A 19,168-nucleotide genomic window follows, 5' to 3' on the forward strand; every position below is an offset into this window, starting at 1 on the left:
CCGCCATCATCGGCCGGCTCTGCGTGTGCAGGCCGGCCTTTTTGCCATCTGACGTTGCGCAGCCAGGTCTGAACCATGCCCTTGGGCACGCTCGATCGCACAGCCCCACCCCTGTTCAACCAGGGGCAGTCGGCCCTGAGCAAGCTGATTTTCTTCGGTGCGCTGGCCCTGTTCCTGATGGTGGCCGATGCGCGCTTCCATCTCGTGCAGCCGATACGCGCGGCCGTCGGCGCGGTGCTTTATCCGGTGCAGTGGCTGGCGCTCAAGCCGGTGCAGATGGTGGTCGGCGGCAGCCGCTACTTCGAAGACCTGCAGGCGGCCCAGCACAGTGAGCAGGAAGCCCGCAAGGCGCTCATGCTGCAGGCGGAGCGCGCGAGCCAGGCCGACACGCTCGCGGAGGACAACGCGCGCCTGCGTGCGCTGCTCGAGCTGCGCCAGACCACCCAGGCGCCCGGCCGCGCGGCCGAGGTGCTCTACGACGCCGCCGACCCGTACACGCGCAAGATCGTCATCGACCAGGGGCTCACGCAGGGCGTGGCCGCCGGTTCGCCGGTGATCGACGCCTACGGCGTGCTCGGCCAGGTGACGCAGGTGCAGCCCTTCACGAGCGAGGTCACGCTGGTCATCGACCGCGACCTTTCCATTCCCGTGCAGAACACCCGCACCGGCGTGCGCAGCGTGGCCTTCGGCGACGCGTCGGCGCACAGCGCCGGACTTGAGCTGCGCTTCATGGCCGCCAATGCCGACCTGCAGGAAGGCGATCTGCTCTCCACCAGCGGTGTCGACGGCGTCTATCCGCCCGGCCTGCCGGTCGCGAAGATCGAGCGCATCGAGCGCCGCGCCGATTCGGCCTTTGCGCGCATCTACTGCGTGCCGCTGGCCCACGTGACGGCCGCGCGCTACGTGCTGGTTCTGGCGCCCACGGGAGCGCCCGCGGCACCGCCTGCGGCGCCCGCTGCGGCGGGGCGCAAGAAGCCCGAGTCCAAGCCCACCTCCAAGACGGACAAGGCGGACAAGGCCGAGAAGAAAGCCGCGGAGCGCGCCCGATGATCAAACGTCCCGGCCAGCAGCAGCTTCTGCTGCCCGTCAGCCCGCTCTTCATGTGGTCGAGCCTCGTCGTGGCGCTGCTCATCAACATGATTCCGATCGGCCGTGCCGCATGGATGCCCGACCTGCTCGCGCTGGCCATCGTGTTCTGGGGCGTGCACCAGCCGATGCGCGTGGGCATTGGCGCAGCCTTCGTGTTCGGCCTGTGCATGGACGTGCACCAGGCCTCCATGCTGGGCCAGCATGCGCTCTCGTACACCACGCTGGGCTTCTTCGCGATCACCATCCACCGTCGCCTGCTCTGGTACCCGGTGGCGTCGCAGGCGCTGCAGGTGCTGCCGCTCTTTGCGCTGTCCCAATTGATCGAGGTGGTCACGCGGATGATCGGCGGCGGCGTGTTTCCGGGCTGGACGGTGCTCATCTCGCCGGCCATCGAGGCCGCGCTGTGGCCGCTGGCGACGGCGCTGCTGCTCGCGCCGCAGCTGCGCACCCCGGAACCGGACGAGAACCGTCCCCTATAAGGCCCAGCCTCGCATTTGCCAAAAGCACTTGCACGCGCCTAAGCTCACGCCGCCATGACTGAAATCCGCAACGTTGCCGCCGACCTCGCGCGCTTCAAGCGCCGCGTGATCGTGATCGGCATGGTGGTGCTGTTCGCCTTCGGTTTGCTCGGCTCGCGGCTGTTCTACCTGCAGGTGGTGCGGCACGAAGACCTGGCGGAACAGGCCGAGAGCAACCGCACGGCCATCGTGCCCGTGGTGCCCAACCGCGGCCTCATCCTCGACCGCAACGGCATCGTGCTGGCCTCGAACTATTCGGCCTACACGCTGGAAATCACGCCTTCCAAGGTGGGCGATGTCGAGGAAACGATCGAAAGCCTGACGCAGGTGCTCGAGGTCTCGCCGCGCGACCGCCGCCGCTTCAAGCGCCTGCGCGAGGATTCGCGCAGCTTCGACTCCATTCCGATCCGCACCCGCCTGAGCGACGAGGAAGTGGCCCGCTTCGCGGCGCAGCGCTATCGCTTTCCGGGCGTGGAAATCAAGGCGCGGCTGTTCCGTAACTATCCGCACGGCGAGATCGCCTCGCACGTGCTCGGCTACATCGGCCGCATCAACCAGCGCGAGAAGACCGCGATGGAAGACTGGGCCGAGGAAGACCAGGCCAACTACAAGGGCACCGACTACATCGGCAAGCTCGGCATCGAGCAAAGCTACGAGAAGACGCTGCACGGCCAGACCGGCGTCGAGCAGATGGAAACCTCGGCCGGCGGCCGCGCCGTGCGCCGGCTCGCGAGCCATCCGGCCACGCCGGGCAATACCGTGATGCTGTCGCTCGACATCAAGCTTCAGAAGCTGGTGGAAGACATGTTCGGCGACCGCCGCGGCGCGCTGGTCGCCATCGACCCCAGGACCGGCGAGGTGCTGGCCTTCGTGAGCAAGCCCACCTTCGACCCCAACCTGTTCGTCGAAGGCATCGACACCGAGAGCTGGAAAGAGCTCAGCGAATCGCTCGACAAGCCGCTGCTCAACCGCGCCCTGCGCGGCACCTACCCGCCCGGCTCGACCTACAAGCCCTTCATGGCCATGGCTGCCCTGCAAACCGGCAAGCGCGGCGCCAGCGTGGTGGTGAACGACCCCGGCTACTTCAATTTCGGCGGCCACCGCTTCGGCAGCCCCGAAGGCAACCTGGGCGGCGTGGACATGCGGCGCTCGATCCAGGTGTCGAGCAACATCTATTACTACTCGCTGGCCAACGAGATGGGCGTGGACCTGATCCACGACTTCATGAAGCCGCTCGGCTTCGGCCAGATCACCGGCATCGACCTGGGCGGCGAAGTGCGCGGCGTGCTGCCGAGCACCGAATGGAAGCGCAACGCCTACAAGCGGCCCGAGCAGAAGAAATGGTATGCGGGCGAGACCATCTCTCTGGGCATCGGCCAGGGCTACAACGCCTTCACCATGCTGCAGCTCGCGCAGGCTACGGCCATCGTGGCCGACGGCGGCATGAAGCACAAGCCGCATCTGGTGCTGGCCACGCGCAACACGGTGAGCGGGGAGGTGGCGCCGCTGCCGCAGCCGCCGGCCGAGAACCTCGGCTACACCGCCGCCAACGTCGCGGTGATCCGTGAAGGCCTCACCAGCGTGGTGACCAGCGGCACCGCGCGCAGCGTGTTTGCCGGTGCGGGCTACCAGGCGGCGGGCAAGACGGGCACGGCGCAGGCGGTGACGCAAGCGCAGAACACCAGGTACAACGCCCGTGCGCTCGAAGAGCACCAGCGCGATCACGCGCTGTTCATGGCTTTTGCACCTGCCACCAACCCGAAGATCGCCCTTGCGGTGATCGTCGAGAACGCCGGCTGGGGTGCCGGCGCCGCGGCGCCCATTGCGCGCCGGGTGTTCGACTATGTCTTGATGGACCAGTACCCGAGCGAGGCCGACATGGCCGCCGTCAGGATCGGCAAGGCCGGCGCGCCGATCGGCAAGCCGCGCGTGGCGAGCGAAGTGGCGTGGCCGGCAGCCGGCACCGCCGCGACCGCGCCATGACGGTTTTTCTCCCTCTCCCAGAGGGAGAGGGGACAACACGCAGACCTCAGGCGATCACGGTTCCGGCAACTTCACCCAGGCCGATGCGCACCGCGCCCGCGCGCTCGCAGTAGCCGCGCATGACCAGCGTATCGCCGTCTTCAAGGAACGTGCGCTTCTCGCCATTGGGCAGCGTGATCGGCTGCTTGCCGCCCAGCGTGAGTTCGATCAACGAGCCGGCTTCGTCGGGCTTGGGGCCCGAGAGCGTGCCCGAGCCCAGCAGGTCGCCGGGCTGCAGGTTGCAGCCGTTCACCGTGTGGTGCGTGACGAGCTGCGCGGCGGTCCAGTAGACGGCTTCGGTGGTGTTGCCGCGTGTGAGGCGTGCGGGCGCCTCACCTGCGGCGCGCATCTTCGCGGTCTGCAGCAGCACCTCGAGCGTGATGTCGAGCGCGCCGTTTTCGCGGTTCGACGGCGCATCGAGGTACGCGAGCGGCTGCGGGTCTCCCGCGGGCCGCTCGAACCTGGCGCGGAACGGCGCCAGCGCTTCCATCGTCACGATCCACGGCGAGAGCGTGCTCGCGAAGTTCTTCGAGAGGAAGGGGCCGAGCGGCTGGTATTCCCAAGCCTGCAGATCGCGCGCCGACCAGTCGTTGAGCAGCGTCACGCCGAACAGGTGGTCTTCGGCCTCGCCAAGGGCAATCGGCTCGCCGAGCGCATTGCCGCGGCCGATGAAGAAGCCCAGTTCCAGCTCGTAGTCCAGCCGCTTCGAAGGGCCGAAGCTGGGCTCGGCCGCATCCGGCGCCTTGGTCTGCCCCTGCGGGCGCTTGAAGACCTGGCCGCTCACGCCGATCGACGAGGCGCGCCCGTGATAGCCGATGGGCACCCACTTGTAGTTGGGCATCAGCGGCTGGTCGGGGCGGAACAGCTTGCCGATGGTGGTGGCGTGGTGAATGCCGGTGTAGAAGTCGGTGTAGTCGCCGATGCGGCAGGGCACGGTGAGCTCGGCCCGGGCCTGCGGCAGCAGCGCCTTCGCCCACGCGGCCTGCTTGTCGCTGCCTTCGGCGAGGCCCATCGAAATTGCGGCGCGAAGGGCCTGGCGGTCTTTCACGCTCGCGCTCATCAGCACGTTCATGTCGTCGGGATCGACGAGGCCTGTAGCCTTCAGGTCCAACACCTGGTCGCCGATGGCCACGCCGATGCGGAAAGCCTCACTGCTGCCCGACGCGCGGAAGCGGCCGAAAGGCAGGTTCTGGATCGGGAAGTCGCAGCCGGCTTCATTGGCCGAGGCAACCCAGCTGCGCAGCTTCGGGTCATGGGTGGCGTTGAGTGCGGTCATGGAATGTCTTTCTTTAGGTGTGGCGTCTGCTCGTCGGCCGTCAGGGCTTGAACTGGTCTTTAAGGCCGGCCCAGCAATCGGCGTAGTCCGTGTCCAGCGCAGGACTCTGCAGCGCGAAGTTCGTCGGAATGAAGCGGTAGCGGCTCTCGAACATGAAGGCCAGCGTGTTGTCGAGCTTGTGCGGCTTCAGGTCCGAATGCGTGGCCTTGTCGAAGGCTTCCTCGTCGGGCCCGTGCGGCACCATGCAGTTGTGCAGGCTCGCGCCGCCAGGCTTGAAGCCGCCCGGCTTGGCGTCGTACTCGCCGAGCACCAGGCCCATGAATTCGCTCATGAGGTTGCGATGGAACCATGGCGGACGGAAGGTGTTTTCCATCACCATCCAGCGCGGCGGGAAAATCACGAAATCGCAGTTCGCGGTGCCCGGCGTGTCGCTGGGCGAGGTCAGCACGGTGAAGATCGAGGGATCGGGATGGTCGAAGCTGATGGAGCCGATCGCCATGAAGTGCGCCGTGTCGTACTTCACCGGCGCCAGGTTGCCGTGCCATGCGACCACGTTGAAGGGCGACTGCTTCGTCGGTGCCTTCCAGAAGCGGCCGCCGAATTTCTTGACGAGTTCATAGGCACCGCCGTTTTCCTCGAAAGCGGCCACGGGCGCCTGGAAGTCGCGTGCGTTGGCCAGGCCGTTCGAGCCGATGGGTCCCAGTTCAGGCAGGCGGAAATGCGCGCCGTAGTTCTCGCAGACATAGCCGCGCGAGATTCCGTCGGGCAATGCCACCTTGAACACCATGCCGCGTGGCAGCACCGCGATCTCGCCGGGCTTCACGTCGAGCACGCCCAGTTCGGTGGTGATGACCAGGCGGCCCTGCTGCGGCACCAGCAGCATCTCGCCGTCGGCATTGACGAAGGCGCGGCGTTCCATCGAGCGGCCCGCAAGGTACATCAGCGAGCCGATGCCGACCTGCGATTCGGCATCGCCGTTGGCGGCCACCGTGTGCATGCCGTCGATAAAGTCCACTTCGGCCGCGCCGTCGAGCGGCATCGGGTGCCAGCGCAGGGGCTCGGGCGGCAGCGCGATCCCGCGGTCGGCGCCGGTCGTCCAATGCGGCTGGGCGTAGGGTTGGTAGCGTCCCGACACCACCGAAGGCTGGCGGCGGTAGAGCCAGGTGCGGCGGTTCTCGTGGCGCGGCGCGGTGAAGGCGGTGCCTGAGAGCAGCTCGGTGTAGAGATCGAACGGCCCGCGTTGGGGGTTGTTGCGGCCCTGCGGCAGGGCGCCTGGAACGGCTTCGCAGGCGTACTCGTTGCCGAAGCCGCTCAGGTAGCGCCGATCGTCGTTGGCGGAAGCTTGGGTCATGGTGTTCTCTTTCGAAAAGCGCGATGAGGTTGGATGGCGTGCGGCGCTCAATTGCTGCGCGCGGCCTCGAAGGCCTCGCGCAGCACGGCCGGCGAGCCGATGTGGTTGGCCAGCACGAGCACGAGCCGTGCGTTGAAGGCGTGGCTTTCCTCGGTGGAAAGCCCTTGGTGGGCCTCGATGAGCGCCTCGTAGAAGTCGTCGGGCGCTTCGAGGTTCGGCGCGGTGATCAGGTGTTGTTGCATGGTACGGTTCATCCCTTTTTTGCCAGTGCTCGGTCGATGGCGGCGCGAACGTTTGCCGCCGTGGGGTGCCGCCAGCGCGCGCACACATGCTGGTCGGGCCGCAGCAGGTAGATGGTGCCGGGCTGTGCGTCGTAGCGCCGCATGGCGAATTCGCCTCCGGACGTTGCGGCTTCCACGCGCACGATGTGCAGCGGAAAGTCGCATGCCTTCAGCGCCTGCACACTGCGCTCGGCCGCGTCACCGGTGCCGAACACCAGCGCAGTGAACTGCACCGCATGGCATTCGCGCAGCAACCAGTTCGTGCTTCCGTCGGCGCGCACGATGGGCGCGTCGGCCGCCGCGGCGCCGGGCACCATCGCCCCGGCGAAGGCATCGGCGTCGGGCGTGTTGAGCGGCGAATCGCGCAGCACAGCGGGCACCGAGAGCCGCCCGCTGTTGACCAGCGTGCGCGCGAAGGCATGGCGTTTCGTCAGCTCCAGCACCGCATCCCGGAACAGGCGGCTCACGTCGCTCTTGGGCGTGATGAAGTCGGTGGCCCGCGTGGAGTGGCGGATGTTCTCGTCGGCTGCGAATTCGCGCTCGCTCGCGTAGCTGTCGAGCAGGGCATCGGGTGCCTCGCCCTCGAGCACGGCCGCGAGCTTCCACGCGAGGTTGTCCGCATCCTGCACGCCCGAGTTGGCGCCGCGCGCGCCGAAGGGCGACACGCCGTGCGCCGAGTCGCCCGCGAACAGCACGCGGCCGTGGCGGAAGCGCTCCATGCGCTGGCAGGCAAAGGTGTAGACGCTGGCCCAGCCGATGGTGAACTGCACGCCCTCGAACCCGATGCTGTTGAGCAGCGCGCGCACGCGCGGCGTGATGTTCTCGGGCTTGCGTTCTTCCACCGGGTCGACGTCCCAACCGAGCTGGAAGTCGACGCGCCACATGCCGTCGGCCTGCTTGTGCAGCAGCACGCTCTGGCCGGGGTGGAACGAGGGGTCGAACCAGAAGCGGCGCTCGGTCGGGAGCTGCGCGTCCATGGTGATGTCGGCAATCAGGAAGCGGTCGCGGAACACGCGGCCCTTGGCTTCGAGGCCCAGCAGCTGGCGCAGGTTGGAGCGCGAGCCGTCGCAGGCGGCAACGTAGCCGGCTTGCAGCCGGTATTCGCCCTCGGGCGTCTCCACGTTGAGAACGGCGCCGTCGTCGCGCTGCTCGATGCCCGTCACCTTGTTGTTCCAGCGCAAGTCGATCAGCGGCAGCGCCGCGGCGCGCTCGACGAGATAACCCTCGACGTAGTACTGCTGCAGGTTGATGAAGGCCGGCCGCTCGTGGCCAGGCTCGGGCAGCAGGTCGAAGCGGTAGACCTGCTCGTCGTGGAAGAACACCTTGCCCACGTGCCACGACACGCCCTTGTCGACCATGCGGTCGCCGCAGCCCAGGCGGTCGAACACCTCGAGCGTGCGTTTGGCGAAGCAGATCGCGCGCGAGCCGCTGGAGAGGGTGTTGTCGTTGTCGAGCAGCACCACCGGCACCTGGCGCAGCGCGAGGTCGATGGCCAGCGTGAGGCCGACCGGGCCGGCGCCGACGACGACCACCGGGTGGTGGGCGGGCGTGGCCGCGTCCTGGTCGGCGTGGCGCTTGTAGTCGAAGCGCAGGCTTTGATAGTCGATCACGTTTTGTCTCCGTGTCTTTGTATTGCTCCTTCCCCCGCTGGGGGAAGGTTGGGATGGGGGCTGGCTGCGCTCGAAATTGGCGCCGCGTGCCCCCACCCCAACCCTCCCCCGGAAGGGGAGGGAGAAAAACCGATCAGCCTTCCAGCGCCTTCCACATCTCGACGTCCCGCTCGGCCGTCCACACACGCGGGTCGGCATGGCCCGAGGCTTCGTCGTACGCGCGGCTCACGTCGAACGGCATGCAGTGGTCGAAGATCACCCACTGGCTGTACTTGGGCTTGAGCTTGGCGTAGGTGTCCTTGTAGACCGTGTTCAGGTCGCGGCCGGCCTTCACGCCCTCTTGCACGCTGGCGTACACGTCGGAGATGAAGTTGCGCGTGCCGGTCAGGCCCTCGGCCACTTCGGCCGGGGTGGTGAGTGCGGCGCCGCGGCCCGGCACCAGCGCGGCGGGCTTCAGCGCCGCGATGTTGTCCAGTGTTTGCGGCCAGTCCTGGAAGTAGGCGTCGCCCGCATACGGCGTGGCGCCGAACTCGACCAGGTCGCCCGACAGCAGCGTGCGCTCCTCGGGCAGCCAGACGACCGTGTCGCCCTTGGTGTGGCCGCGGCCCAGCTGGATCAGCTGCACCTCGAGCTTGCCGAGCCACAGCGTCATCTTGCCGGTGAAGGTCATGGTGGGCCAGGTCAGGCCTGGCGGCACCGTTTCCACGTTCTGGAACAGGCGTGGAAAGCGGCCGATTTCACTGGCCTTGTCCTGTTCGCCGCGCTCCACGATGAGGTCGCGCGTGTCCTGGCTGGCCAGGATGTGCCCGGCGCCCTTTTCGAAATACCCGGCCGCGCCCAGCACGCGCACCGCGTGGTAGTGCGTCAGCACCACGTACTTGATCGGCTTGTCGGTCACCTCGCGGATGCGGCGCACCACGTCGGCGGCCATGGCGGGGGTGGCCTGGGTGTCGGCCACCAGCACGCAATCGTCGCCGATGACGATGCCGGTGTTCGGGTCGCCCTCGGCCGTGTAGGCCCAGGCGTGCTCCGAGATCTGGCTGAAGGTGATCTTCTTTTCTTCCAGGTCGGCCTGGCTGGCGAACTTCTTGGCTTGGCTCATCGTGTGTCTCCGTCGGTGGATCGAAATTTTGATTCGTCTAAAGCAAATGAATTCGCGGTTAACGAATCATCGAAGTGTAAACCCGAGATCGGTTAATGTCTAATCCCTTCTTCATGAACGAACAATCAGACGCCAAGGCGGGCCATGGCAGCCAATGACACCGACCGCGCCGCCCAGCGCGGCATCCAGAGCATCGAAGTGGGTGGCCAGCTGCTGCGCGCGCTGGTGCACCACGGCCGGCCGATGGCGCTGAAAGACCTGGCGCGCGAAGCCGACATGACGGCCGCCAAGGCTCACCCGTACATGGTGAGCTTCGGGCGGCTGGGCCTGATCGAGCAGGACCGCGCCAGCGGCCACTATCTGCTCGGCCCGCTGGCCTTGCAACTGGGGCTCATCAGCCTGCAGCAGGCCGACCCGGTGCACATTGCGACGCCGCTCATCGCCGAGGTGGCCCAGCGCATCGGCCATACGGTGGCGCTGGCGGTTTGGGGGGCGCGCGGCGCAACCATCGTCCGCACGGCCGAGTCGCCGTCGCCGGTGCATGTGAACATGCGGCACGGCACGGTGTTCTCTCTCACCAACACGGCCTCGGGCCGCGTGTTCGCCGCCTACCTCGACGCCGAAACGGTGCGGCAACTGCTCGACGCCGAGCGCCAGCGGCAGAAGCAGCGCAAGGCCGGCGAGCAGCCCGCAGAAGCCGGCATGCCGCCGCAACCGCCCCTGCCTTCGTGGAGCGAGTTCGAGCGCCAGCTGCAGGAAGTGCGGGCGCATGGCATCAGCCGCTCGGAAGGCGAGGTGATCGAGGGCGTCAGCGCCATGTCGGCGCCGGTATTCGACCACACGGGCGCCATCGTGCTGTCGGTCACGGCCATCGGCCCGGCGGCCATCTTCGACACCGCCTGGGACGGCGAAATCGCACGCGCGCTCAAGGCCTGCGCGGGCACGGTCTCCGAGCGGCTGGGTGCAACGTCGGCCGGAAGGAACGCTTCCGCACATCTGGATCCATGACCCTGGGCACTGCTTTTTCCACACCCCCCATCGAATCCGCCATTGCCCTGCTGGGCGCCGCCCGACGCATCGTCGTGTTCTCCGGCGCGGGCCTTTCCAGGGCTTCGGGCATTCCGACCTACCGCGACACCGACGGTCTCTGGATGAACCAGAACGCGCTGCAGTATTCGCACGCCGAAGACTTGCAGCGCGATCCGGCGGGTTTCACGCGCTTCTGGGCCCAGCGGCTTTCCACCGTAGAAGATGCGGCGCCGAACCCGGGGCATACCGCGCTCGCGCTGCTGCAGCGGCTGCGTCCCGCCACGCGCCTGGTCACGCAGAACGTCGACGGCCTGCTGACGCTGGCCGGCGGGCTGGACGTGCTCGAACTGCACGGCTCGCTGCGCCGGTGGCGCTGCGACCACTGCGGCAACCGCCAGGGGCCTTGGCCCTTTCACCGCTGCATGCGCTGCGCCTCGCGGGCCCGGCCGGACGTGGTCATGTTCGGAGAAATGCTGAACCACGGCGTGCTGCTCGATGCGCAGACGGCGGCGCAGGAGTCGGACGTGTTCATGGTGGTCGGCAGCACGGCCATCGTCTATCCGGCGGCCGAACTGCCGCAGCTGGCGATGGCGCACGGCTGCCAACTGATCACGCTCAACATGGAGCCGTTGCCGCATCTGGACGATGCGGCGGCAGTGGTCTTGCGCGGGCCATCCGAAACCCTGCTGCCGCAGTTGCTGGCGGGGCTCGGCGGCTCGCCGCCCTAGGGGTCGATCAGCTCTTCTTGCCGCCGAACAGCACCAGCGCACCGCCCACCACGATGGCGGCCACGCTCGCCCAGGCGGGGAAGTTGACCTGCTGCTTCTCCTTCACCGAGAACTCCAGCGGGCCGAGTTTGGCCTGGTGCGTTTCCTTCGTGAAGCTGAAGCCCCCGAGCCCGAGGCCCGCGATACCGGCCACGATGAGCAGGATGCCGGCGATGCGTGTTGCGTTCATGGTGAGGTCTCCTCGGGGTTGTTGGTAGGGCACTGTCGAGCCGAAGCAGAGCTTACTGCCGCGGCAACTGATCCACCCATTGCACGACGTCGGCCACGGCGGCATCGGTGGCCGCGGCGAGCGCTTTCACGCCGCCGGGTGCATCGGCGCTCGGTGCCGGCCGGCGCACGGTGAAGGTGCGCTGGCCCAGCACGCGGTCACCGGCCGTGGTGCCGCGAATCAGCGTGGCGCGCAGGCGGACCAGGCCCACGCTGCTGCCGGCCGATTCGAAATAGTGGCTGAACTCGTCGAGCGAAATGCGCAGCGTGTCGGGCACCCGGCCCTCGGTGCGCGCGATGGTCGCGCTTTCTTCCGGGCCGAGCACGGTGCGCCGCTCGGTGAGCGCATCGCGCAGCCGCTGGCGCAGCAGCTGAGCCGGCGGCAGGCTCCAGCGCGACTGCCCGTAGGGACGAAGTTCGTTGGCATCCGCATAGCCGAGCCGGTAAAGAATCTGCGTGCCGTCGAGCCGTGTGTTGCTCTCGATTTCGGCCAGCGCGAGCGTGGGCAATGCGGTTGCGGGCGGATTGGCCGTGGCCGATGCGGCAAGGCCGGGCCCGAAGTCGTACAGCGTGGCGCGCGCGGGCTTGTCGGGCAGCGCGCCGCAGCCGGCGAGCAGCAGCGCAAGGCCGAGACCCAAGCCGAGACCGAGACCAGAACCAAGGAGCGGACGGGGGTGAATGGCGTTCTTCATGGTCATCACTTCAGGGGCGTCCGAGGGACGTGGTGGCGGGCGGCGCGGAGAAGCCCGGCTCGCCGGGTCCCGCGGCGGTGCCACCGTTGCCGAACAGCAGCGATTGCGGGTTGTCGTTGATGCCGTCGGCCGCACGGCCGAGCCGGCGCACGGCGCGGGAGGTGTCGTCGGCCACCCGGTTCACGCGCGGCAGCGTGGCCGAGTTGAACGAATCGACCGCTTGCGCCAGCGCCTTGGTGCCGTCGCCCAGGCGTTCGATCGGGCCATCCGGCGCATTCAGGCGGCCCACGGTGGTGTTGAAGTTGTTGGCCACGCGCGAGACGTCGCCCGCCGCCGTCTTTACCGAAGACAGCGTGCCGGGCAGCGCGGCGAGCGTCGGATTCAGGCCGGTCTTCACGGTGTTGTCGAGTTGCTTCAGGAGCGTGTTGGCGCTGGCCGAGGCTGCCGCGATGTTCTCCAGTGCCTCGGCTGCGCGTTTCTGGTTGTCGTCGCCGAGCAGCCGGTTCGCGCGCTTCGTCGCCTCGTCGACCTGGTTGATGATGGCTTCGCCGCGGTCTTGCAGTTGCGCCAGCATCGAGGGCTTGAGCGGAATGCGCGGCGGATCGTCGTTGTTCGGCGCGAGCGCGACGCTCGATTCGCCCTTGTCGTCCAGCGCGATGAAGGCCAGGCCGGTCACGCCCTGGTAGCTCAGCGTGGCGAAGCTCGAGGTGGTGAGCGGCACGCGCTGGTCGACCGTGATGCGCACGCGCACATTGCCGCGGGTCTTGGGGTCGAAGTCGATCGAGGTCACCTTGCCGACCGCGATGCCCCGGTAGCGCACCATGGCCTGCGGCTGCAGGCCGCTGACCGCGTCGCGCGTGGAGAGCTCGTAGATGTTGCGCACGGTGTTGTCGCGCGTGAACCAGACCACCAGCCCCACGAGCACGGCGATGAGGCCGAGCACGAAGGCGCCGGCGGCGAGGGCATGGGCTTTGTTTTCCATGTGTGGCTACCTTTCAGTGGGCCGCGCCGGCGGATGGCGGCGGGGCGTTGGAGGGTTTGTCATGAAGGGCCTCCAGGGCGCGCTGGCCGCGCCCTCCCAGAAAATATTCGTGAATGAACGGATGCGGATACGCGATGACTTCGCGCGCCGAGCCGCTGACGATGACCTTGTGGTCGGCCAGCACCGCGATGCGCGTGCTCAGGTCGAACAGCGTGTCCAGGTCGTGCGTGACCATGACCACCGTCAGGCCCAGTTCGCGGTGCAGGCCGCGCAGCAGGTCGCAAAAACTGTCGGAGGCCTCGGGATCGAGGCCCGCCGTGGGTTCGTCCAGCAGCAGCAGCGGCGGGTCCATGATGAGCGCGCGCGCCAACGCCACGCGCTTGATCATGCCGCCCGACAGGTCCGCGGGGCTCATGTTGGCGTGCCGGGGCTCCAGGCCCACCATCTGCAGCTTGACCAGTGCCGCGTTGCGGATCAGCTCGTCGGGCAGCAGCTTGAGCTCACGCAGCGGAAAGGCGATGTTCTCGAGCACGCTGAAGGCCGAGAACAGCGCGCCGTGCTGGAACAGCATGCCCACGTTGGCCGCGCCCTTGGCGCTGAGCTCGCCGGGTGCCCGGCCCAGCACCTCGACGGTGCCCTTCGAGGGTTTTTCAAGGCCGAGAATCTGCCGCAGCAGCACGGTCTTGCCGGTGCCCGAGCCGCCGACCAGCGACAGCACTTCGCCGCGCTCGATGCGCAGCTCGAGGTCGCGGTGCACCACGACCTCGCCGTCGGCGCTCTTGAATACCGTCCAGAGCTTGCGGATATCGACCACGCTGTTCGAATCGCTCATGCTCTAAACCCCACGCCCTTGAACAGCACCGCGAACAGCGCGTCCACCAGGATCACCGCGGTGATCGAGGTCACCACCGACGAGGTCGTGCCGCGCCCCAGGCTCTCGGTGTTGGGTTTCACCTTCATGCCGAAGTAGCAGCCGATCAGCGCAATCAAGATGCCAAACACCGCCGACTTGGCGAGTGCGAGCCAAAGATTGACGATCGGCACCGCGCGAGGGAGGGCCGATAGAAAGTAGGCGGGTGAAATGTCAAGCGCGGCATCAGCCGCCAACATGCCACCCGCAAGCGCCGCCATCGACGTCCACAGGCTGATCAGCGGCATCGCAATGGCCAGGGCCAGCACCCGCGGCATCACCAGCCTGAAGCCGTGCGGAATGCCCATCACGCGCATGGCGTCGAGTTCTTCGGTCACGCGCATCACGCCGATCTGCGCCGTGATGGCCGACCCGGAACGCCCCGCGATCAGCACCGCGGCAAGCACCGGCCCGAGCTCGCGGATCAGCGACAGCCCGAGGATGTTGACCACGAACGCCTCGGCACCGTACTGGCGCAACTGCTGCGAGATGAGGTAGGCCAGCACCACGCCGATCAGAAGGCCGACCAGCGCCGTGATGTGCAGCGCCGTGGCGCCGAACTGATAGAGGTGGCCCGAAAAATCGCGCCAGGGCGCGCGATGCGGCGCGCGCAGGAGCGTGCCCACGTCGAGTGCGAGCTGGCCGACAAGCCCTACGAAATCGCGCATCACTTCCAGCGCGCGCGCGCCGGTGTGCGAGAAATGCCGCACCCGCTCGGCCAGCGTGGGCGGCGGCTCCTCGGGCGTTCCGACCGTGTACTGGGCCACCTGGTCGAGCACCGCCTTGTGCTGCGGCGACATCTCGAGCGTGGCCGGCCAGTTGTGGCGCCAGTGTTCCCACAGCAACTGCGCGCCGATGTGGTCGAGCTGCTCGATGGGGCGAAGGTCCCAGGCGCGGTCGTCCGCGGGCGGTGCGCCTGCCAGGTCTTTCTCGAGGGCCTGCCACGCGGTCCGCGACGACATGGCCAGCGTGGTCCAGCGGCCGCTGGCCACGGTCCAGCTGCGGCCGTCCTGCTCGCGCTGCTCGATGCGCGGCAACACGCTGCCGGCGGCGGATGCGTCGTCGGCAGGCGAAGTTGCTATGGGCATGGTGCGGCGGGGCAGGGCGGAGTAAGAAAAAAGAAGCGGTCGGAAAGGGCGCATCGTAACCGGATGAATCGTCTTTTTCCGTACGCTGCGCCTTCGCTTTGCGTAGGGCGGAACGCCGTCCGAACGATCATTTGCGGCCCTGTTCCGATCAATTCCAGGCCCGCGCCAGCGCGTTCCATGCGCTCGCGATCACCGGCTCGTTGCGCCGCGCTGCCAGCGAGACGAAGCGCAGCGCGCAGTCCAGCTGTACGCGGTCGGCCATCACCAGGCCGTGCGACTGGCTCTCGCGAATGGCGATGGAGTCGCGCAAGAGGCTCAGGCCCACGCCTGACTTCAGCAAGTCGAGCATCGAGGCTTCCTGGTCCACCAGCGCCGCGCGGCGCGGCGAAAGCCCGAGGGGGCCGAACACTTTGCCGAGCAGCCGGTGGTGCGCGGACTCCGGCGGCGTGGCAAGCCAGGGCAATGCCGCCAGCGTCTTCCAGTCGCGGCCCAGCACCTGTGGGCCCCAGCCCGCGGGCGCGACCACGCGGTAGGTGAAGCGGGTGAGCGTGCGCGCCGCGAGCAGCGGCGGCGTGGCGGCATCGCCGTCGTCGTCCGTATCGAGATGAAAGCCCACGTCGAGCTCGCCGCGCAGCACCTGGGCCATCACCGTGCCGCTCATGCCGTGGCGCAACTCGGTTTCGATCTGCGGCGCGGATTCGACGAGCTCGCGCAGGAACACGCCGAGCCGGGTGAACTCCGGGTCGAGGATGGTGCCGATGCGCAGCGCCCCGCGCACCGTGCCCTGCAGGTTGCGCGCGGCCTGCTGCAGGTCGCCCACGGCCGAGAGCACGCGCTCGGCCTGCGGTAGCAGCGCGGCTCCGTCGGCCGTGAGCGCCAGCCCGTGCGGCGTTCGTGTAAAGAGCTGGAGCCCGGTTTCTTCGGCCAGGCGCTTGAGTTGCAGGCTCACCGCCGGCTGCGTGAGGTGCAGCCGCTCGGCCGCGCGCGACACGCTGCCCTCGCGCGCCGCGAGAACGAAGGCACGCAGAATCTGGAGGTCCAAGGCGGCGGCAGTCATATAAGAGCGATTTATAAGCCAATCGCGCCAAAATCATTGGCTTTTTGCCGGCAGCTTGGGCGAAACTTGCCCAACAGGCCCGCGGAGGGCCCATGAGCATCAAAAATATCGTTCCCCGGAGACAAGCAGGCGCCATGAGCGACAACACATTCGACTACATCGTCATCGGCGGCGGCACGGCCGGTGCGCTGATGTGCAACCGGCTGACCCGCAAATCGCAACAGCGCACGCTGCTGATCGAGGCCGGCCGCAAGGACGACTACCACTGGATCCACATTCCGGTGGGCTACCTTTACTGCATCGGCAATCCGCGCACCGACTGGCTCTACAGCACCGAGCCCGATGCGGGCCTGAACGGGCGCACGCTGCGCTATCCGCGTGGCAAGACGCTGGGCGGCTGCTCCAGCATCAACGGCATGATCTACATGCGCGGCCAATCGCGCGACTATGACCAGTGGGCGCAGCTTACGGGCGACGATGGGTGGAAGTGGCAGAACGTGCTGCCCGACTTCAAGAAGCACGAGGACTACTACCTCGGCGCCGACGAGCTGCACGGCGCCGGCGGTGAATGGCGCGTGGAGAAGCAGCGGCTGCGCTGGGACATCCTCGACGCGTTCGCCGAAGCCGCCGTGGAGGCCGGTGTGCCGCACAGCACCGACTTCAACCGCGGCAGCAACGAAGGCGTCGGCTATTTCCAGGTCAACCAGAAGAACGGCTGGCGCTGGAACACGGCCAAGGCCTTCTTGCGGCCTGTGTGCTATGGCCGGCCCAATTTCGAGATGTGGGTCAACGCGCACGTCACCAAGTTGATCATCGAGACCCAGCCCGACGGCAGCCAGCGCTGCACCGGCGTGCAGGTGTGGGACGGCCACGAGATGATCACCGCGCATGCCACGCGCGAAGTGGTGCTGTGTGCCGGCAGCATCGGCTCGCCGCAGATCCTGCAGCTTTCGGGCATCGGCCCGGCCGAGCTGCTGCGCCAGCACGGCATCGATGTGGTGGTCGACGCGCCCGGCGTGGGTGCCAACCTGCAAGACCATTTGCAGATTCGCGCGGTCTACAAGATCAACGGCGCGCCCACGCTCAACGTGCTGGCCTCGTCGATGTATGGCAAGGCAAAGATCGGTCTCGAATACCTGATGAAGCGCAGCGGGCCGATGAGCATGGCGCCTTCGCAGCTCGGCGCCTTCACGCGCAGTTCGCCCGAGCACGAGTGGCCCAACCTCGAGTACCACGTGCAGCCGCTGTCGCTCGACGCCTTCGGCGAACCGCTGCACAGCTTTCCGGCCTTTACGGCGAGCGTGTGCAACCTCAATCCGACGAGCCGCGGCACCGTGCGCATCAAGAGCCCGCGCTTCCAGGACGCGCCCGCCATTGCGCCCAACTACTTGAGCACGGACGAGGACCGCAAGGTGGCCGCCGATTCGCTGCGCGTGACGCGCCGCATAGCGTCGCAACCCGCACTCGCCAAGTACAAGCCGGAGGAATGGAAGCCCGGCGTGCAGTACCAGAGCGACGAAGACCTGGCGCGCTTGGCCGGCGATATCGCAACCACCATCTTCCATCCGGTGGGCACAACCAAGATGGGCGCCGACGGCGACCCGATGGCGGTGCTCGATTCGAAACTGCGTGTGCGCGGCGTGCAGGGGCTGCGCGTGGTCGACGCGGGCGCCATGCCCACCATCACGAGCGGCAACACGAACAGCCCGACGTTGATGATGGCCGAGAAGGCTGCGGGGTGGATTCTGGAAGCGAATCGCTGAGGCGTTTGCTTGTTGGGGCTGTGTGTTCGAGGCGCTGCTGTCCAGGGCGAGTGCACAGGCCACCGGGTACTCCCCTCCGCGAATGTCCCCCGCCTTCGGCTCCTCCTTTATTTCGCTGCGGGGAGCACCCGGTGGCCTGTGCACCTGGACACGCTCTGGGTGTTCCGCTGATCAACGACCGCTCCGTATAACGCACCCGCTGGCGGGGTGCCTTGCGCAGCGAAATAAAGGAGGAGGCCGCAGGCCGGGGGACATTCGCGGAGCAAGGTACCCCGTCGGCGGGTGCGCGTCCCGAACGCCACGGCCCTAACACTCACGTACTAATCACTTCTCGATAGTCTTGTTCCAACGCGCATTCCAAGCAGGACGGTTCGCATTGATGCTGTCCCAGTCGATGGTGACCGCAGTCTTCATCCACTTGTTGATATCGGCTACCTGCTGCACACCGTCACCCACGGCAGGTGCCTTCGGGTTGGTGGGGATCTGCGCGCCATACTGCAACACATTGGCCTGAGCCAGCGGGCTCAGCAAGAACTCGGCGAGCTTTTGCGACAGTTCCGGCTCGCTGTTGTTCGCAATCACGCACTGGCCCACCATCAGCACCACGGCGCCTTCCTTCGGCGGCGCGTATTCCACCGGAATGCCCTTGGTCTTGAGCGCTGCCACGGCCGTGGGCGTCAGCGGGAAGATCGCGGCCTCGCCGGTCTGCACCATTTCAGACAACTTGGCCGAGCTCGGGATGTACTCGAGCACATTCGGGCCGACGGTGGTTGGCCAGGCCTTGAAGCCCGGTTCCACGTTCTTGTCGTTGCCGCCCTGGATGCGGTTGAACATCAAAAAGCCGTGCAGCCCGAACGACGATGACGACATCGACTGGAACACCACCTTGCCCTTGTACTTGGGGTCGGCCAGGTCCATCCACGAGGTGGGCGCCGCCCAGCCCTTTTCCTTGAACATCTTCGCGTTGTAGGCCAGGCCCGTCATGCCCAGGCTCACGCCGCTGGCCATGTCGTCCTTGAAGCGCGCGGCCGGGTAGATCTCGGCCAGCGAGGGGTTGGGCCGCTGCTTCTGGCACAGGCCCATGCCGATGGCGCGCACCATGATGCCGTCGTCCAGGAACATCACGTGCATCTGCGGGCGGTCCTTGTTGGCCTGTGCCTTCGCGAGGATGTCGGACGAGGTGCCCGGCACCACCACCACCTTGGCGCCATGCAGCTTCTCGAAGGCGGGGAACACGTACTGCGTGTACGCCTTCTCCATGGTGCCGCCGTTCATGCCGATGTAGAGCGTCTTGGTCTGCGCGCCGGCCGCGCCGCTGGCCGCGAGCGCGGCAACCGCCGCCGCACCGAGCACGGTCCGGCGAAGAGAGAAGAAAAAAATCTTCTGGAAACGGGACATGGTGT

General features: G+C 67.4%; 18 protein-coding genes. 6 read left to right on the forward strand and 12 right to left on the reverse strand.

Going from position 1 to position 19,168, the window contains the following annotated elements:
* Positions 1-75: 75 nt before the first annotated feature.
* From mreC to mrdA, 3 genes are read left to right on the forward strand one after another with little or no spacing between them, the layout of a single operon-like run.
* The gene (gene mreC, locus ABIC94_RS03410; RefSeq protein WP_354371306.1) at positions 76-1,050 is read left to right on the forward strand and encodes a rod shape-determining protein MreC; all 975 of its coding nucleotides are present in this window, start codon (positions 76-78) and stop codon (positions 1,048-1,050) included.
* A complete protein-coding gene (mreD, locus tag ABIC94_RS03415) occupies positions 1,047-1,568 on the forward strand; it encodes a rod shape-determining protein MreD (protein WP_354371308.1) in 522 nt (173 codons plus the stop codon). Before mreC ends, mreD begins: the two co-directional genes overlap by 4 nt.
* Positions 1,569-1,622: 54 nt before the next feature.
* A complete protein-coding gene (gene mrdA, locus ABIC94_RS03420; RefSeq protein WP_354371310.1) occupies positions 1,623-3,590 on the forward strand; it encodes a penicillin-binding protein 2 in 1,968 nt (655 codons plus the stop codon).
* Between the two features lie 46 nt (positions 3,591-3,636).
* Here mrdA and fahA read toward each other — a convergent pair whose 3' ends face one another.
* From fahA to ABIC94_RS03445, 5 genes are all read right to left on the reverse strand, one after another.
* Positions 3,637-4,905, reverse strand: a complete 1,269-nt coding sequence (fahA, locus tag ABIC94_RS03425; RefSeq protein ID WP_354371312.1) for a fumarylacetoacetase — start codon at positions 4,903-4,905, stop codon at positions 3,637-3,639.
* A 40-nt stretch (positions 4,906-4,945) separates the two neighbouring features.
* Entirely contained in the window at positions 4,946-6,256 is a 1,311-nt protein-coding gene (gene hmgA, locus ABIC94_RS03430) for a homogentisate 1,2-dioxygenase (protein WP_354371314.1), read from the reverse strand.
* 47 nt (positions 6,257-6,303) lie between these two features.
* On the reverse strand, positions 6,304-6,498 hold the full coding sequence (locus tag ABIC94_RS03435) for a DUF2783 domain-containing protein (protein WP_354371315.1): 195 nt from the start codon (positions 6,496-6,498) through the stop codon (positions 6,304-6,306).
* An 8-nt stretch (positions 6,499-6,506) separates the two neighbouring features.
* Entirely contained in the window at positions 6,507-8,147 is a 1,641-nt protein-coding gene (locus tag ABIC94_RS03440; protein ID WP_354371317.1) for an FAD-dependent oxidoreductase, read from the reverse strand.
* Between the two features lie 133 nt (positions 8,148-8,280).
* Positions 8,281-9,249, reverse strand: coding sequence for an MBL fold metallo-hydrolase (locus ABIC94_RS03445; protein WP_354371318.1), 969 nt, complete (start codon positions 9,247-9,249; stop codon positions 8,281-8,283).
* Positions 9,250-9,393: 144 nt separating this feature from the next.
* On the opposite strand from ABIC94_RS03445, the gene ABIC94_RS03450 reads away from it, so the two are divergent.
* On the forward strand, positions 9,394-10,257 hold the full coding sequence (locus tag ABIC94_RS03450) for an IclR family transcriptional regulator (RefSeq protein WP_354371319.1): 864 nt from the start codon (positions 9,394-9,396) through the stop codon (positions 10,255-10,257).
* Entirely contained in the window at positions 10,254-11,006 is a 753-nt protein-coding gene (locus ABIC94_RS03455; protein WP_354371321.1) for an SIR2 family NAD-dependent protein deacylase, read from the forward strand. Before ABIC94_RS03450 ends, ABIC94_RS03455 begins: the two co-directional genes overlap by 4 nt.
* A 7-nt stretch (positions 11,007-11,013) precedes the next feature.
* Here the strand turns inward: ABIC94_RS03455 and ABIC94_RS03460 are convergent, their stop codons facing one another.
* From ABIC94_RS03460 to ABIC94_RS03485, 6 genes are all read right to left on the reverse strand, one after another.
* Positions 11,014-11,235, reverse strand: coding sequence for a hypothetical protein (locus ABIC94_RS03460; RefSeq protein ID WP_157611485.1), 222 nt, complete (start codon positions 11,233-11,235; stop codon positions 11,014-11,016).
* A 52-nt stretch (positions 11,236-11,287) separates the two neighbouring features.
* Positions 11,288-11,965, reverse strand: coding sequence for an ABC-type transport auxiliary lipoprotein family protein (locus ABIC94_RS03465; protein ID WP_354371322.1), 678 nt, complete (start codon positions 11,963-11,965; stop codon positions 11,288-11,290).
* Positions 11,966-11,975: 10 nt separating this feature from the next.
* Complete coding sequence (locus ABIC94_RS03470) at positions 11,976-12,947, reverse strand: MlaD family protein (protein ID WP_354371324.1); 972 nt, start codon at positions 12,945-12,947, stop codon at positions 11,976-11,978.
* A gap of 13 nt (positions 12,948-12,960) precedes the next feature.
* Positions 12,961-13,779, reverse strand: a complete 819-nt coding sequence (locus ABIC94_RS03475; protein WP_354371326.1) for an ABC transporter ATP-binding protein — start codon at positions 13,777-13,779, stop codon at positions 12,961-12,963.
* Positions 13,776-14,945, reverse strand: a complete 1,170-nt coding sequence (locus ABIC94_RS03480) for an MlaE family ABC transporter permease (protein ID WP_354371327.1) — start codon at positions 14,943-14,945, stop codon at positions 13,776-13,778. The genes ABIC94_RS03475 and ABIC94_RS03480 overlap by 4 nt, the downstream gene beginning before the upstream one ends.
* Before the next feature lie 148 nt (positions 14,946-15,093).
* Complete coding sequence (locus ABIC94_RS03485; RefSeq protein WP_354371328.1) at positions 15,094-16,002, reverse strand: LysR family transcriptional regulator; 909 nt, start codon at positions 16,000-16,002, stop codon at positions 15,094-15,096.
* 134 nt (positions 16,003-16,136) lie between these two features.
* Here ABIC94_RS03485 and ABIC94_RS03490 point away from each other — a divergent pair, with 134 nt between their 5' ends.
* Positions 16,137-17,765 (forward strand): GMC family oxidoreductase, encoded by a 1,629-nt coding sequence (locus ABIC94_RS03490; protein WP_354371330.1) that lies wholly within the window; start codon positions 16,137-16,139, stop codon positions 17,763-17,765.
* Positions 17,766-18,089: 324 nt separating this feature from the next.
* Here ABIC94_RS03490 and ABIC94_RS03495 read toward each other — a convergent pair whose 3' ends face one another.
* Positions 18,090-19,163 carry an ABC transporter substrate-binding protein gene (locus tag ABIC94_RS03495; protein WP_354371332.1) on the reverse strand — a complete coding sequence of 358 codons (1,074 nt, stop codon included), beginning with the start codon at positions 19,161-19,163 and terminating at the stop codon, positions 18,090-18,092.
* Positions 19,164-19,168: the final 5 nt, after the last annotated feature.

This window comes from Variovorax paradoxus, from assembly GCF_040544635.1.
Taxonomy (GTDB): Bacteria; Pseudomonadota; Gammaproteobacteria; order Burkholderiales; family Burkholderiaceae_C; genus Variovorax; species Variovorax paradoxus_R.